A 13889-nucleotide genomic window follows, 5' to 3' on the forward strand; every position below is an offset into this window, starting at 1 on the left:
GCCCCAAGGTGGCGTCAGCCACTCACCCCTTTCAACCTTCGGGTTGAGAGGGGTTTCTATTTCGGGTGCCCGTTTTTTCACCGGCCCGCGAGCCGGCCCAGCCATTCGTAGATCGCGTAGCGCACCCGCGAGAAGCCGTCGCTGGACGGGCACCAGTCCGCCAGCTCGGACATCGCGTCGCGACGCAGGCCGACGGGGGCCGCGATGATCTCGACCTCATTGCCGGCGACCTCGCCAAAGGCCTGCAGCGCCCGCGGCAGATGCATGTCGTGGCTGACCAGCAGCAGCCGGCGCACGCCATCGGCCTTCAGCAGCGCCAGGCTTAGCGCGGCGTTCTCACGCGTGTCGCGCGAACGGTCCTCGGCCCAGCGCAGGCGCGCGCCGTATTCCTCCTCGACCGTGCGGCGCGCCAGCGAGGCCTCGGATACCCGCAAATGCCTGGCGTTCCAGCCGATGCCGCCCGAGAAGCCCAGCGGCGCGCCAAGGCGCCGCGACAGCCAGACGCCATAGCGCAGCCGCTCCAGGGTCAGCGGGCGCAGCGTGGCGCCGTCGTACTCGGGCGAATAGGGATTGGCGCCGCCACCCAGCACTAGCACCGCGATGCCGCCCTCGCGCTGCGCCTCCTCGCGCAGCTGCTCGATGGTCTCGGTCGACAGCGCCGGCGGCACCCGCAGCAGCTGATGGGACAGCCATTGCGCGGCGCCCTCGGTGCAGCAGAGCCAGAGCCCGATCAGCCCGGCCAGCAGCACCGTGCGGCCCAGCGCGCGGTGCTGGCGCAGCAGGCCGGCGCCCACCATGATCAAGGCCAGCAGCGGCACCGGCGGCTGCAGCAGCAAAAGCATATAGGGCTTGAGTTCGTAGAGCAGGCCGGCGGGGTTCACAATGGCATTTTTCGGGACGGGCTGGAGCGTCGGCATGATGGCCGCGCGAAGGCACAATTCAATCGGCAGCCGCCCTAGGTGCTTCTCCCTTATCCTTTCGACGATGCAAGCGGCATTGACCCTTCCAAGACCATCATCATGAGCGAGACCCCCGACCGACTCGAACGCATCACCCTGGGCGGCGGCTGCTTCTGGTGCACCGAGGCCGTCTACGAGCGGGTGCGCGGCGTGCTGCGGGTCGAGTCGGGCTACTCGAACGGCCAGGCCCAGCAGCCCAGCTACGAGCAGGTCTGCAGTGGCAGCACCGGGCATGCCGAGGTCGTGCGCATCGACTTCGATCCGGCCGTCGTCAGCCTGCGCGAGCTGCTTGAGGTCTTCTTCGTCATCCACGATCCGACCACGCTGAACCGCCAGGGCGCCGATGTCGGCACCCAGTACCGCTCCGGCATCTACTTCCACACGCCCGAGCAGCAGGCGCTGGCGCGCGAGGTGATCGCCGAGGTGCAGGCGGTGCACAAGCAGCCGGTCGTGACCGAACTGGAACCCGAGCGCAATTACTGGCCGGCCGAGGCCTATCACCAGCATTACTACGCGCGCAACCCGGAGCAGGGCTATTGCGCCTTCGTCGTCGCGGCCAAGGTCGACAAATTCCTCCACACCTTCCAGCGGCTCACGCGCTGAGGTGGACGCCGCGATGATCGAGTGGCGAGGCCTGCGCCATCGCTATGCCGCGGGCACAGAAATCGTCTTCGATGATTTCGAGCTGCGGGAGGGCCGGCATCTGCTGCTGCGCGGCGCCTCCGGCTCGGGCAAGTCGACCCTGCTGGCTCTGCTGGCCGGCCTGCTGAGTGCCAGCGAAGGCCGTCTGCTGGTCGCCGGCCAGGACCTGCGCGCGATGAGCGCCCGCCAGCGCGATGCCTGGCGCGGCGCCACGCTGGGCTTCGTGCCGCAGCGCCTGCATCTGAGCGCTGCACTGACGGTGCGCGGCAATCTGGAACTGCCGGCGCTGTGCGCCGGCCTGCCGGTCGATCATGGGCGCGCCGACGAGTTGCTGGACCGGCTGGAACTGCACGCGCTGGCGCAGCGGCTGCCGCACCAGCTGAGCGTAGGCCAGGCGCAGCGCGTTGCGCTGGCGCGCGCGCTGATGCGCCGGCCGCGCCTGCTGCTGGCCGACGAGCCCAGCGCCGGCCTCGACGATGCCAATACCGCGCGCATGCTGGCGCTGCTTTCGCAGACCGCCGCCGAGCAGGGCGCGACCCTGGTGCTGGCCACCCATGACGCGCGGGTGATCGCGGCGGCCGACGCGTCCTTTGTCGAGCGGGTGCTGCGATGAGGCTGCTGAAACTGGCCTGGCGCTATCTGTGGTCGCAAGCGCTGACGGCCGGCCTCAACCTGCTGCTCTTGAGCCTGGGCCTGGCGGCCATCAGCTTCGTGCTGCTGGTCGACGAGCAGATCGAGGCCGGCGTGCGGCGCGATCTGGCCGGCATCGACCTGGTCGTCGGCGCCAAGGGCAGCCCGATGCAGATCATGCTGGCCGGCGTCTTCCATCTCGACGTGCCGACCGGCAATATCCCGCTGGCGAGTCTGACCCAATTGCGCGCGCATCCGCTGGTGGCGCGCGTGATCCCGCTGTCGCTCGGCGACAGCCTGCGCGGCCATCGCATCGTCGGCACGACGCCGGACTACCTCGATCTCTACCAGGCCCGGCTGGCCGCCGGCCGGCTCTGGGACGCGCCGCTGCAGGCGGTGCTGGGTGCCGAGGCGGCACGCGCGACCGGGCTGCGCGTCGGCGACCGTTTCGCCGGCAGCCATGGCCTGGCCGCGCAGGGCGAGGCCCATGCCGGCCAGGACTACCGGGTCGTCGGCGTGTTGCAGGCCAGCGGCACCGTGCTGGACCGCCTGGTGTTGACCGACCTGGCCTCGGTCTGGGCCGTGCACGAGGCCCATCATGGGCAGGGCGAGGCGCAGGCCAAGGAGCAGGCCGAGGGCGAGCGCGAGATCACGCTGGCGCTGGTCAGCTACCGCAGCCCGCTGGCGGCGATGGCCCTGCCGCGCTGGGTCAATGCGCAACCGGGCCTGCAGGCGGCCGCGCCGGCGCTGGAGACGGCGCGGCTGCTGCGCCTGGTCGGTGCCGGCAGCGATGTGCTGCGCGGCTTCGGCCTTTTGCTCCTGCTGGCGGCGGGGCTGTCGGTCTTCGTCGCCCTGTTGCATGCGGTGCGCGCGCGGCAGAGCGATCTGGCCATGCTGCGCATGCTGGGCGCGCCGCCCTGGCGGGTCGGCGCCTTGGTCGCGCTGGAGGCGCTGGCCCTGGCGCTGCTGGCCTGCGGGCTGGGCCTGGCGCTGGGCCATGGCTTGACGGCGGCGCTGGGCCAGGTGCTGGCCCAGCAGCAGTCGCTGCGGATCTCCGGCGCCTGGCTGTCGCCCTCGGAGGCCCTCGTGCCCTTGCTGGCGATCGCGCTGGCGCTGCTGGCCGCCGCCTGGCCCGCCTGGCGTGCCTTCCGGCTCGACGTGACCGAACTGCTGCAGGCGCCGCGCTAGGCAAGGCACAATCCTGCTTCATGACTCGCAGTCCATTCTTCCTGGCGGCGCTGCTGGCGGCCACGGCGGTCGCCGCCCAGCCGGCCCCGACCCTCGGCCAGGGCCCCGGCTATCACGACCCGCGCAGCCCCTTCAAGCCGCTGGAGGACAAGGCCGGCATCGTGTCCTGGAGCGTGCTGTCCTCGGTGACGACGCGGGTCGAGAAGAACAAGCTGCTGCCGGTGTTCCCGGCGCCGGTGCAGGCGCTGAACCAGCAGAAGATCAAGGTGCAGGGCTTCATGATGCCGCTGGAGCCGGGCGACAAGCAGAAGCATTTCCTGCTGTCCTCGGTGCCGACGACCTGCTCCTTCTGCGTGCCGGCCGGGCCCGAAGGCCTGGTCGAGGTCAAGACCCTGCAGCCGGTGCGCTACAGCCTGGAGCCGGTGGTCGTCGAGGGCGTGCTGGCCGTGCTCAGCGACGACCCCTACGGCCTGTTCTACCGCGTCAGCGACGCGAAGCCGGTGAACTGAACCGGCGCCCCGGACAACGATGCGCGCGCTCCGCAGCCAACCCCGCCACCCGGCCCGCCAGTTCTGGCTGGCCTGGTTGTGCGCGCTGGCGCTGCTGGCCTCGCAGGGGCTCGGTCATTGGCACCGGATCGCGCACGGCGCCAGGCTCGGCAATGTCGCCGCGCTGAGCGGCGTGGTCCTCAAGAGCGTCGACGGTTGGGGCCATCAGAGCGGCGATGCCGACTGCCATCTGTTTGACCAGCTCAGCCACGACCAGTTGCTGAGCGACAGCGGCGCGCCGGCCTGCTTGGCCGGCGTTGCCATCGAAGCCGGCGCGGCCCTGCCCGCCGATGCCGCCGCCGCCGCGCGCTGGAAGCGCGGCGCGCGCGGGCCTCCCGTGCTCGCCTGAACCCCTCGAACCCGCGCTTGCCTCGAGCGCGGGAGCGTCATTTGTTCATGCGAGCGCCGCCGGTAGCATGCCGGCGGCCATGGAGAGTTCCCGATGCGGACCCACAACCCATTCGCGTCTCGGCCCAGCGCCGTGGGCGCCTTCCTGCTGTGCTGGGCGCTGGCCGCCAGCGCCCAGCAGGCCGAGAAGCTCGAGCGCGTCGTCACGACCGGCAACCCGCTCAACAGCAAAGACCTGACCCCCGTCGCTGATTCCCTGGCCGGCGATGCACTGACCCTCAGTCGCGGCGCGACCCTGGGCGACACCCTGGAGCGCCTGCCTGGTCTGGCGCCCAGCTATTTCGGGCCCAATAGCAACCGGCCGGCGATACGCGGGCTGGACGGCGACCGCGTGCGCATGCTCAGCAATTCGGGCGCCTCACTGGATGCCTCGAGCCTGAGCTTCGACCATGCGGTGCCCATCGATCCGCTGGTGGTCGAGCGCATCGAGGTGCTGCGCGGCGCCGCGGCCCTGCTTTACGGCGGCAACGCGATCGGCGGCGTCGTCAATGCGCTGGACAACCGCATCCCGCGTCAGGCGCAGGATGGTATCGGCGGCGCGGCCGAGCTGCGGCTCGGCGGCGCGCAGGGCGAGCGCAGCGGCGCCCTCGTGCTCGACGGCGGCAGTGCCAAGGGTTTCGCCTGGCATGCGGATCTGGCCGGCCGGCGCGCCAGCGACCAGCGCGTGCCCGGCTTCGTCGATCCGGACGGCGTCACCGGCACGCGGGTGCGCAACTCGGCGGCCGACAGCCACGGCGCCGCCCTGGGCGGCTCGCTGCTGTTTGCCGGCGGCTATGCCGGCGTGTCGATCGACGACTATCACACGCAGTACGGCGTCACCGTCGAGCCGGACACGACGGTGCAGATGCAGCGCCAGCGCCTGGCCACGGCCGGCGAGTGGAAGGACGCGCAGGCGCCGCTGCTGCGCCGGCTCGGCTGGCAGCTGAGCGGCACCCGCTACGAGCACCGCGAGCTCGATGGCGAGGGCCATGTCGGCACCATCTTCGACAACCGCGGTGCCGAGATGCGCGTCGAGGCCGAGCATGCGCCGCTGGGCCCGCTCAGCGGCGTCCTTGGCTTGCAGGCCGAACGCTCGGACTTCTCCGCGCTGGGCGAGGAGGCCCTGGTGCCGGGCACGCGCACGCGCAGTGCGGCGCTCTTCCTGTTGGAACAGTATTCGGCCGGCGCCTGGGCGGCCTCGGCCGGCGCGCGGGCCGAGTCGGTGCGCGTCCATTCGGATGGCGATGCGGCCGGCAGCACGGAGCGCTTCGGCCCGGCCACGGCGCGCGAATTCACACCGGCCAGCCTGTCGCTGAGCGGCAGCTACAAGCCGGCGCCGCGCTGGAGCATCGACGCCAACCTGACCCATAGCGAGCGCGCGCCGACCTTCTACGAGCTGTTCGCCAACGGTGTCCATGTGGCCAGCGGCGCCTACGAGCGCGGCGACGCCGGGCTTCGCGTCGAGCGCGCGCGCGGGCTGGACCTGGGCCTCAAATGGAAGGACGAGGACGAGAACCTGCTGCGCCTGAACATCTACCAGACCCGTTTCGACGGCTATATCGCGCTGGACGCGACCGGCGAGCAGATCGAGAGCGAGGGCGAGTCGCTGCCGGTCTATGCCTATCACGCGGTGCCGGCGCTCTTGCGTGGCTTCGAACTGGAGGCCCATTGGACGCTGCCGGGCGCGCTGCGGCCGCGCGGCGGCAGCTTGGCGCTGACGGCGCAGCTCGACGGCGTGCGCGGCGAGAACCGGGCCAGCGGCGAGGCGCTGCCGCGGCTGGCGCCGCTGCGCGCGACCTTGGGGCTCGACGGCAGCCAGGGCCCCTGGTCGGGGCGGCTCGAATGGCGGCTGGTCGCCCGCCAGGACCGCGTGCCGGCGCTGGACAAGCCGACCGCCGGTTACGGCATGGTACGTCTCAGCCTGGCGCGCCAGTTCCACTTCGATGCGGCCGATCTGCTCTGGTATCTGCGCCTGGACAATCTGGGCGACAAGCTGGCCTACAACGCCAGCTCGGCCGCGACCGTGCGCGGCTGGAGCCCCTTGCCGGGCCGCTCGCTCAGCACCGGTCTGCAGATGCGCTTCTGAGCGACCGGCGGATCAGGGGGCCAGGCGCTCCCTGATCCAGCGGCCCTCGTCGAGCCGGTAGCGCAGGCGGTCGTGCAGGCGCGATTTGCGCCCCTGCCAGAACTCCCAGCGATCGGGCTGCAGGCGGAAGCCGCCCCAGTGCGGCGGGCGTGGTGGCTTCAGCCCATGCTGGACCGCGGCCTTGGCCGCATTGGCCACCAGCACCGCGCGCGAAGCGATCACCTGGCTTTGCGGCGAGGCCCAGGCGCCGAGCCGCGAATCGAGCGGCCGCGAATCGAAGTATTCATCGGACTCTTCGGCCGAGACCCGCTCGACGCGGCCCTCGATGCGCACGACCCGCTCGAGCTCGACCCAGTGGAACTGCAGGGCAGCAAAGGGGTGCAGCGCCAGTTCCTGGCCCTTGCGGCTGTCGTAATTGGTGAACCAGACCAGGCCGCGCGCGTCATAAGCCTTGATCAGCACGATGCGGGTCGAGGGCCGGCCATCGGCGCCGACGGTGGCCAGGGTCATCGCATTCGGCTCGGGCACCTCGGAGGCCAGTGCATGCTCCAGCCACTGCTTGAACTGCTGCAGCGGCTCGCCGGCGGCCCGGCTTTCGTCCAGTTCGCCCTGTTCATAACTCTTGCGTAGGTCGGAGAGATTGCTCATGGCCCAAGTATGCAGCGCTGTTACGTTTTTACCGCCGCGGTCACGGTAGAAAGCCCTAGGTGAAGCCCCCACTACTGCGGCCCGCGTGCGGCCCGCATGCTATGCGAACAGCGAAAGCCCGGCGATGAAACGCAATGACCGGGCAACGCCGAGGGGTTTCAGGAAGGACGAGAGCGGATGATCAAACGACGACCTGCCGTCGTCGTGTTGGCAGCGGGGCGCGGCATGCGCTTTCGTGGCGCCGGGCACAAGCTGGAACAAAAACTGGCGCCGGGTGCCGACACGATGCTCTCACGCACGCTGCGGCATGCGATCGAATCGCGCATGCGCGTGGTGGTGGTGACGACGCCGGCCTTCGCACCTGCGGTGGGCAAGCTGGTGGCGGCGCGCGACGTGCTCGAACTGCCCGAGCTGGATGACCGCGGCCGGCCGAATCCGGTCGGCATGGGCCATTCGATCGCGGCCGGCGTGGCCGCCAGCGGCGACGCCGATGGCTGGCTGATCGTGCCGGCCGACATGCCGCTGCTGACTTCGGCCAGCATGCGGGCCGTCGCCGATGCGCTCGAGCAGTTCCCGGTCGCCTATGCGCAATACCGCGGCCGCCAGGGCCATCCGGTTGGCTTCAGCGCCGAGCTCTATTCGGAGCTGGTCGCCCTGCGGGGCGACGAGGGCGCACGCCGGCTGATCGCGCGCTATCCGGCACAGGCGGTCGAGCTCGACGACCCGGGCGTGCTGGTCGACGTCGACACCGCCGAGGATCTGGCCCGGCTGCAGGCCTCGATGGCTGCCTCGCAGCCGCCGCTGCCCGAGCCGCTGCTGCTGCAAAAGCGTTAGGGGCTCGGCTCCAGCAAGGGCAGGCACAGGCCGTGCCGCGCGGCCAGATGCCATTGGCGCTCCAGCTCCGCATCATGGATGCCATGCGCGCGCAGGCCCTGCACGGTGCGCAGCAGATAGTCCAGGGTCGTGCCGTAGCGGCCGCGCGCATGGCGGAAGATGTGCACGAGATCGGCATCGTCGATCGCGCCGGTCCAGTTCGGGCTGCGGCGCGACAGGGTGAAGGCCAGCGCGCGCCAGGGGCCGTCGGCCGTCTCGCAGCTGAGCCAGCGCGGCTCGTAGACGCCGTTGGGCATCTCGCGCTCCCAGAGCTGGCGCAGCACCGCCTCGCCCCGGCTGCCCGGCACGCGGAACACCAGGCCGCGGCAGCTGCCGCCGGACAGCAGGGCCAGCACCAGCCCCGGCTGCTCGGGGCAACCGCGGTTGACCCGCGAGCGCATGCGCAGGGCGCGGTGGTAGCCCTGCACGCGGGCGAGCTTGCATTCGCTGTAGTCGAAGTCGGGCCGCCAGATCAGCGAGCCGTAGGCGAACAGCAGCAGGTCCGGCGGTGTCGCCGCGTCCGGCGGGCCCGAGGCTTGCCATTGCGCCAGCGTTCGGGCGAGCAGGGCGGCGGTATCGCGGGGAGCAGCGTGCATGGGCGATCGTGGGCTTTCGGACTCGCCGCAATGGTGACACATTGGGCTTCAGCGCCGCTGCGGCCGTACCTTCGCTGTAACCCGTGGGACGGTTGGATTGTGTAATATGGTTACCGAATCCGATCGGGCCGAGTTACATCGGCTGAGCCTATGAACAAGACATTGAGCGCGGTGACCGACCGCATCCGCCAGCGCAGCGCCGCCACCCGGGGCCGCTATCTGGACGGGCTGGATAAACTGGCCGGGCGCAAGCGCGGCGTCGAGCGCATGGGCTGCGCGAACGTGGCCCATGCGGTGGCGGCGCTGCCGGCCAATGACAAGCTGCGCATCGTCGCCGAGAAGGCGCCGCATCTGGCCATCGTCACCGCCTACAACGACATGCTGTCGGCGCATCAGCCCTACGAGGTCTATCCCACGCTGATCCGCGACGAGGCAGCGAGGCAGGGCGCGACCGTGCAGGTTGCCGGCGGCGTGCCGGCGATGTGCGATGGCGTGACGCAGGGCCTGCCGGGCATGGAGATGAGCCTGTTCTCGCGCGACACGATCGCGATGGGCACGGCGATCGCGCTCTCGCACGATGTCTTCGACGCGGCCCTGCTGCTGGGCATCTGCGACAAGATCGTGCCGGGCCTCTTGATCGGCGCGCTGCACTTCGGCCATCTGCCCTGCGTCTTCGTGCCGGCCGGGCCGATGAGCTCGGGCCTGTCGAACAATGCCAAGGCCAAGGTGCGCGAGCAGTACGCACAAGGCCTGGTCGGCCGCGACGAGCTGCTGAAGGCCGAGTCGGCCGCCTATCACGGCGCCGGCACCTGCACCTTCTACGGCACGGCCAACAGCAACCAGATGCTGCTCGAGGCCATGGGCCTGCATGTGCCCGGCGCCGCCTTCGTCCATCCGCACGACGATCTGCGCGAGCTGCTGACGCGCGAGGCGGTGCGCACGGCCCTGTCCATCAGCCCGAAGGCCCGCTACACGCCGATCGGCAAACTGGTCGACGAGCGCGCCATCGTCAACGCGATGGTCGCGCTCCTGGCCACCGGCGGCTCGACCAACCACCTGATCCACTGGGTGGCCGTCGCGCGCTCGGCCGGCATCCTGATCGACTGGAGCGACTTCTCCGAGCTGTCCGGCGTCGTGCCGCTGCTGGCCCGCGTCTACCCGAACGGCGCGGCGGACGTGAACCAGTTCCAGGCGGCCGGCGGCCCGGGCTTCGTGATCCGCGAGCTGCTTGACGCCGGCCTGATGCACGAGGACGTGCTGAGCGTCGCCGGCGACTCGCTGCGCCCCTTCGCCCGCGTGCCGGCGCTGCAGGACGGCAAGGCCGTGTGGCAAGACCTGCCCCCGGCGAGCGGCGACGACACGGTCGTGCGCACGGCCGCCGCGCCGTTCAGCCCGACCGGCGGCCTGAAGCTGCTGCAGGGCAATCTGGGCCGGGCGGTGATCAAGGTCTCGGCCGTGCCCGAGGAGCGCCACATCATCGAGGCGCCGGCCCGCATCTTCACCACGCAGGAAGCGATGCTGGAGGCCTTCAAGGCCGGCGAACTGGAGCGCGATGTCGTCGTCGTCGTGCGCTTCCAGGGCCCGCACGCGAACGGCATGCCCGAGCTGCACAAGCTGACCCCGCCGCTGGCGGTGCTGCAGGGCAAGGGCTTCAAGGTGGCCCTGGTCACCGACGGCCGCATGAGCGGCGCCTCGGGCAAGGTGCCGGCCGCCATCCATCTGAGCCCGGAGGCCTTGAATGGCGGGCCGGTGGCCAAGCTGCGCGACGGCGACCTGGTGCGGCTGGATGCCGTCAGCGGCGAGCTGTCGGCCCTGGTGCCGCAGGCCGAATGGGACGCGCGCGAACTGGCGCGGATCACGCCCGAGCAGGCCGAGGACAACGGCCACGGCCTGGGCCGCGAGCTGTTCGCCGGCATGCGCCGCAATGCACGCAGCGCCGAAGAGGGCGCTGTCACCTGGCTTTGAACAAGAAGAACGAACCCATGAGCAATGAAACCCTCAGCCTGGCCAGCCACGGCCCCGTCATTCCGGTCATCGTGATCCACCAGCTCGAGCATGCCGTGCCCCTGGCCGAGGCCCTGGTCGCCGGCGGCGTCAAGGTGCTGGAGGTGACACTGCGCACCCCGGTGGCCCTGCAGGCGATGGAGGCGATGGCGCGGGCCGTGCCCTCGGCAATAGTCGGCGCCGGCACCTTGCGCACGCCGGCCGATGTCGTCGCGGCGAAGAATGCCGGTTGCCGTTTCGGCGTCAGCCCCGGCTTCACGGAGCAGATTGGCGCCGCCTGCGCGGCCCAGGGCCTGCCCCTGCTGCCCGGCGTGTCGACCGCCAGCGAGGTGATGGCGGCCAATGCGGCCGGCTATTCCTTTCTGAAGCTGTTTCCCGCCGTGGCGGTGGGCGGCATTCAACTGCTGAAGGCCCTGGCCGGCCCCTTCCCCGACGTCGTCTTCTGCCCGACCGGCGGCATCACCCCGGAAACCGCGCCGCAGTTCCTGAGCCTGCCCAATGTCAAGGTCTGTGGCGGCTCCTGGCTGACGCCGCAGGACGCGATCGATGCGGGCGACTGGGCCCGCATCACCCGGCTGGCGGCCGAGGCCGCGGCGATCAGGCGCTGATCAAGCGCCGGTCGGCAGATCGAAGACCAGGCAGGTCGTGCTCGCGTGCGCGTAGAGCTTGCCGTCATGGCCCAGCAATGAGGCCTCGGCCGTCGCGACCTGGCGGCCCGAGTGCACGACCTTGCCGACCGCGCGCACCAGCGGCACCTTGTCGCTCAGCGCGCGCACCAGGTTCACCTTGAATTCCAGCGTCGTGTAGGCGCGGCCGACCGGCATGGTCGTGTGCACCGCGCAGCCCAGGGCCGAGTCGAGCAGGGTGGCGAACCAGCCGCCGTGCACGGTGCCCAGCGGGTTGTAGTGGCGCAGCAGCGGTCGGCCCTGGAAGATGGCCTCGCCATGGGCGACCGAGATCAGCGTGAAGTCCAGCGTCTGGGCGATGTGGGCCGGCGGCAGTTCGCCGTCCAGCATCGCCTGCAGCACTTGCAGGCCCGTGCGGCCCTTGATCTGATCGGGCCGCGCCAGCCCCGGCTCGGCCAGGCGGGCGCGGACCGCGACCTCTTCGTCCATCCATTGCTTCAGCGTCTGTTCCGGGCTGCTGCTGAGACTGCTGTCCATCGTTCACTCCAACTGTTGTATCTGCAATTATTGTAGATACAATAAATCAATGGCAAGCGAAAAGACCGTCGGCCCGCAGGGCTGCACCAATTTCAAGCTGCGTCAGCTCACCCGGCGGGTGTCGCAGCATTGCGAGCCTTTCTTTGCCGAGACGGGGCTGAAGACCACGCAGTACTCGCTGCTCTCGCACATCGACCAGCTCGGGCCGCTGGCGCCGGGGCAACTGGCGCGGCGCATGGATCTGGACGCCTCGACCTTGACGCGCAATCTGCAGCCGCTGCTGGCCGCCGGCCTGGTCGAGCTGCTGCCCGGCGGCGACGCGCGCAGCCGCCTGGTGCAGGCGACGCCGGCCGGCCGCACCAAGCGCGCGGCGATGAAGGCCGACTGGAAGCGCGCCCAGCTCGCGGTCAACGCCAGCCTGGGCGAGGAACGCGTGCAGCGCCTGCATGCGCTGCTGGACGAATGCCTGGCGCTGCTGCGGGAAGAGAAGGGCGCCGGCTGAGCCGCCTCAGGCCAGGGCCGGCGCCGGCCTTGGCTTCTGCGCGCGGCGCAGAGCCACCGCATCCGCCTGCGCCCTGCCGGCACCGCCGCGTTCCAGCCTGAACACGCGCAGCGCCGCCGCCACCTCGCCCGACTGATCGAGCATCTGATCCGAGGCCCGCGCCAGCTGGGCGACCAGCGCGGCGTTCTGCTGCGTGATGCCGTCCATCTGCTGTACCGCCTGGTTGATCTGCGAGATGCCGTCCAGCTGCTCGCGCGCACCCTGGGCGATGCCGCCGATCAGGCCGGTGAACTGCTCGACCGACTGGCGCGTCTCGTCGATGCTGGCGCGGGCGTTGCCGGTCTGGCGCTGGCCGGCCTCGACGTTGTCGGACGATTCGCCGATCAGCTGCTTGATCTCGCGTGCGGCACCGGAGCTGCGCTGCGCCAGCGCGCGCACCTCGGCAGCGACGACGGCGAAGCCGCGGCCATGCTCGCCGGCGCGCGCCGATTCCACCGCGGCGTTCAGTGCCAGGATATTGGTCTGGAAAGCGATGCTGTCGATCAGCTGGATGATCTCGCCGATGCGCTGCGACGATTGGGCGATCGTACCCATGGTGTCGCCGACCGAATGGACGACGGCGGCGCTGTGGGTCGACATCAGGCTCAGCTCGCCGGCGACGCCGCTGGCCTGCTGTGCCGAATCGGCGCTCTGGCGCACGGTGGCGGTGATCTGCTCCATGCTGGCCGCCGTCTGCTCCAGGCTGGCGGCCTGGGCCTCGGTGCGCTGAGAGAGTTCGCGATTGCCCTGCACGATCTCCTCGCTGACCTGATTCATCTGCTCCAGCTCGCGGCGCGTGTCGGAGACCAGCGCGCGCAGATTGACGGCCATCTGCTGCAGCGCGCGTTCCAGGCCGCGGCTCTGGCGCCGGCCGCTGGGCCGCAGATCGCGGCTCAGGTCGCCGGCGGCCAGCTGGTTCGCATACTGTTCCAACTCGCGCAGCGCGGCCTGGCTGCGGCCGGCCATCAAACGGCCCAGCGCCAGCCCCCCGATCGCGACGGCGGCCATCGCACCGGCCGGCGCGCCGAAGCCGGCGCCCAGCATCAGGCCGCCGCAAGCGATCGCGGCCATCGCCAGGCCCGGGCCCTGCGCGCGCAGGCCTTCGCCCAGCCGGGCGGTGAGGCCGGCCAGACCGCCGCGCTGCAACTCGCCTTGTTGCAGCCGCTGCAGCAGGCGGCCCTCGGCCTGTTCCGCGCGCATCTGCGCGTACAGGGCCTCGGCCGATTCGATCTGCGCGCGGCTGGCTTCCGAGCGCACCGACATATAGGCGACCGGCCGGCCCTCGTCGAGCAGCGGCGTCACATTGGCCATCACCCAGTAGTGGTCGCCGTTCTTGCGCCGGTTCTTCACCAGGCCCGACCAGGGCCGGCCCTCGGCGATGGTGGCCCACATATCGCGGAAGGCCTCCTCCGGCATGTCCGGGTGGCGGATCAGGTTGTGCGGCTGGCCCAGCAGCTCTTCGCGCGCATAGCCGCTGGCCTCGATGAAGGCGGCATTGCAGTGCAGGATGCGACCCTTCAGATCGGTAGTGGAAACCAGATGGCGGCCGCTCGGGAACGGGTATTCACGCTGGCTGACGGGCAGATTGCTTCTCATCGACATGCTCCGGCGCCGCATAGGAGAA

At 70.7% G+C, this 13889-nt stretch carries 15 protein-coding genes; 10 read left to right on the forward strand and 5 right to left on the reverse strand.

Annotation, left to right across the window (positions count from 1 at the left end; all coding sequences use genetic code 11):
• Positions 1–77: 77 nt before the first annotated feature.
• Positions 78–881, reverse strand: coding sequence for a YdcF family protein (locus QWJ38_RS09780; protein WP_290358858.1), 804 nt, complete (start codon positions 879–881; stop codon positions 78–80).
• 138 nt (positions 882–1019) lie between these two features.
• Between QWJ38_RS09780 and msrA the strand changes: the two genes are divergently transcribed.
• The 6 genes from msrA to QWJ38_RS09810 all read left to right on the forward strand — a co-directional run bounded on the left by msrA (position 1020) and on the right by QWJ38_RS09810 (position 6440).
• Positions 1020–1562, forward strand: coding sequence for a peptide-methionine (S)-S-oxide reductase MsrA (msrA, locus tag QWJ38_RS09785; protein WP_290358859.1), 543 nt, complete (start codon positions 1020–1022; stop codon positions 1560–1562).
• Between the two features lie 13 nt (positions 1563–1575).
• Positions 1576–2214, forward strand: a complete 639-nt coding sequence (locus tag QWJ38_RS09790) for an ABC transporter ATP-binding protein (protein ID WP_290358860.1) — start codon at positions 1576–1578, stop codon at positions 2212–2214.
• Entirely contained in the window at positions 2211–3419 is a 1209-nt protein-coding gene (locus tag QWJ38_RS09795) for an FtsX-like permease family protein (protein ID WP_290358861.1), read from the forward strand. Before QWJ38_RS09790 ends, QWJ38_RS09795 begins: the two co-directional genes overlap by 4 nt.
• A gap of 20 nt (positions 3420–3439) precedes the next feature.
• Positions 3440–3928 carry a DUF3299 domain-containing protein gene (locus tag QWJ38_RS09800; RefSeq protein ID WP_290358862.1) on the forward strand — a complete coding sequence of 163 codons (489 nt, stop codon included), beginning with the start codon at positions 3440–3442 and terminating at the stop codon, positions 3926–3928.
• 19 nt (positions 3929–3947) lie between these two features.
• Positions 3948–4316, forward strand: a complete 369-nt coding sequence (locus tag QWJ38_RS09805) for a hypothetical protein (RefSeq protein WP_290358863.1) — start codon at positions 3948–3950, stop codon at positions 4314–4316.
• A gap of 93 nt (positions 4317–4409) precedes the next feature.
• Entirely contained in the window at positions 4410–6440 is a 2031-nt protein-coding gene (locus tag QWJ38_RS09810; protein ID WP_290358864.1) for a TonB-dependent receptor, read from the forward strand.
• A 12-nt stretch (positions 6441–6452) separates the two neighbouring features.
• Here the strand turns inward: QWJ38_RS09810 and pdxH are convergent, their stop codons facing one another.
• Positions 6453–7088, reverse strand: a complete 636-nt coding sequence (gene pdxH / locus QWJ38_RS09815; protein WP_290358865.1) for a pyridoxamine 5'-phosphate oxidase — start codon at positions 7086–7088, stop codon at positions 6453–6455.
• A 177-nt stretch (positions 7089–7265) separates the two neighbouring features.
• Between pdxH and QWJ38_RS09820 the strand changes: the two genes are divergently transcribed.
• Entirely contained in the window at positions 7266–7922 is a 657-nt protein-coding gene (locus QWJ38_RS09820) for a nucleotidyltransferase family protein (RefSeq protein WP_290358866.1), read from the forward strand.
• Here QWJ38_RS09820 and QWJ38_RS09825 read toward each other — a convergent pair.
• Positions 7919–8557 carry a gamma-glutamylcyclotransferase gene (locus QWJ38_RS09825; protein ID WP_290358867.1) on the reverse strand — a complete coding sequence of 213 codons (639 nt, stop codon included), beginning with the start codon at positions 8555–8557 and terminating at the stop codon, positions 7919–7921. The genes QWJ38_RS09820 and QWJ38_RS09825 overlap by 4 nt on opposite strands.
• 150 nt (positions 8558–8707) lie before the next feature.
• On the opposite strand from QWJ38_RS09825, the gene edd reads away from it, so the two are divergent.
• Complete coding sequence (gene edd, locus QWJ38_RS09830; protein ID WP_290358868.1) at positions 8708–10522, forward strand: phosphogluconate dehydratase; 1815 nt, start codon at positions 8708–8710, stop codon at positions 10520–10522.
• Between the two features lie 17 nt (positions 10523–10539).
• Positions 10540–11169 (forward strand): bifunctional 4-hydroxy-2-oxoglutarate aldolase/2-dehydro-3-deoxy-phosphogluconate aldolase, encoded by a 630-nt coding sequence (locus QWJ38_RS09835; RefSeq protein ID WP_290358869.1) that lies wholly within the window; start codon positions 10540–10542, stop codon positions 11167–11169.
• Here the strand turns inward: QWJ38_RS09835 and QWJ38_RS09840 are convergent, their stop codons facing one another.
• Positions 11170–11724, reverse strand: coding sequence for a PaaI family thioesterase (locus QWJ38_RS09840; RefSeq protein ID WP_290358870.1), 555 nt, complete (start codon positions 11722–11724; stop codon positions 11170–11172).
• 49 nt (positions 11725–11773) lie between these two features.
• On the opposite strand from QWJ38_RS09840, the gene QWJ38_RS09845 reads away from it, so the two are divergent.
• Complete coding sequence (locus QWJ38_RS09845) at positions 11774–12226, forward strand: MarR family winged helix-turn-helix transcriptional regulator (protein WP_290358871.1); 453 nt, start codon at positions 11774–11776, stop codon at positions 12224–12226.
• Positions 12227–12232: 6 nt separating this feature from the next.
• On the opposite strand, the gene QWJ38_RS09850 is transcribed toward QWJ38_RS09845, so the two are convergent.
• Complete coding sequence (locus QWJ38_RS09850; protein ID WP_290358872.1) at positions 12233–13861, reverse strand: methyl-accepting chemotaxis protein; 1629 nt, start codon at positions 13859–13861, stop codon at positions 12233–12235.
• Positions 13862–13889 lie beyond the last annotated feature (28 nt).

This window comes from Roseateles violae (assembly GCF_030410485.1).
GTDB lineage: Bacteria > Pseudomonadota > Gammaproteobacteria > Burkholderiales > Burkholderiaceae_C > Roseateles_D > Roseateles_D violae.

Excerpts from the sequence above, each read along its gene's own strand:
- msrA (WP_290358859.1), top strand. The coding sequence starts at position 1,020 with ATGAGCGAGACCCCCGACCGACTCGAACGCATCACCCTGGGCGGCGGC.
- QWJ38_RS09790 (WP_290358860.1), top strand. The coding sequence starts at position 1,576 with ATGATCGAGTGGCGAGGCCTGCGCCATCGCTATGCCGCGGGCACAGAA.
- QWJ38_RS09795 (WP_290358861.1), top strand. The coding sequence starts at position 2,211 with ATGAGGCTGCTGAAACTGGCCTGGCGCTATCTGTGGTCGCAAGCGCTG.
- QWJ38_RS09800 (WP_290358862.1), top strand. The coding sequence starts at position 3,440 with ATGACTCGCAGTCCATTCTTCCTGGCGGCGCTGCTGGCGGCCACGGCG.
- QWJ38_RS09805 (WP_290358863.1), top strand. The coding sequence starts at position 3,948 with ATGCGCGCGCTCCGCAGCCAACCCCGCCACCCGGCCCGCCAGTTCTGG.
- QWJ38_RS09810 (WP_290358864.1), top strand. The coding sequence starts at position 4,410 with ATGCGGACCCACAACCCATTCGCGTCTCGGCCCAGCGCCGTGGGCGCC.
- pdxH (WP_290358865.1), bottom strand. The coding sequence starts at position 7,088 with ATGAGCAATCTCTCCGACCTACGCAAGAGTTATGAACAGGGCGAACTG.
- QWJ38_RS09820 (WP_290358866.1), top strand. The coding sequence starts at position 7,266 with ATGATCAAACGACGACCTGCCGTCGTCGTGTTGGCAGCGGGGCGCGGC.
- QWJ38_RS09825 (WP_290358867.1), bottom strand. The coding sequence starts at position 8,557 with ATGCACGCTGCTCCCCGCGATACCGCCGCCCTGCTCGCCCGAACGCTG.
- edd (WP_290358868.1), top strand. The coding sequence starts at position 8,708 with ATGAACAAGACATTGAGCGCGGTGACCGACCGCATCCGCCAGCGCAGC.
- QWJ38_RS09835 (WP_290358869.1), top strand. The coding sequence starts at position 10,540 with ATGAGCAATGAAACCCTCAGCCTGGCCAGCCACGGCCCCGTCATTCCG.
- QWJ38_RS09840 (WP_290358870.1), bottom strand. The coding sequence starts at position 11,724 with ATGGACAGCAGTCTCAGCAGCAGCCCGGAACAGACGCTGAAGCAATGG.
- QWJ38_RS09845 (WP_290358871.1), top strand. The coding sequence starts at position 11,774 with ATGGCAAGCGAAAAGACCGTCGGCCCGCAGGGCTGCACCAATTTCAAG.
- QWJ38_RS09850 (WP_290358872.1), bottom strand. The coding sequence starts at position 13,861 with ATGAGAAGCAATCTGCCCGTCAGCCAGCGTGAATACCCGTTCCCGAGC.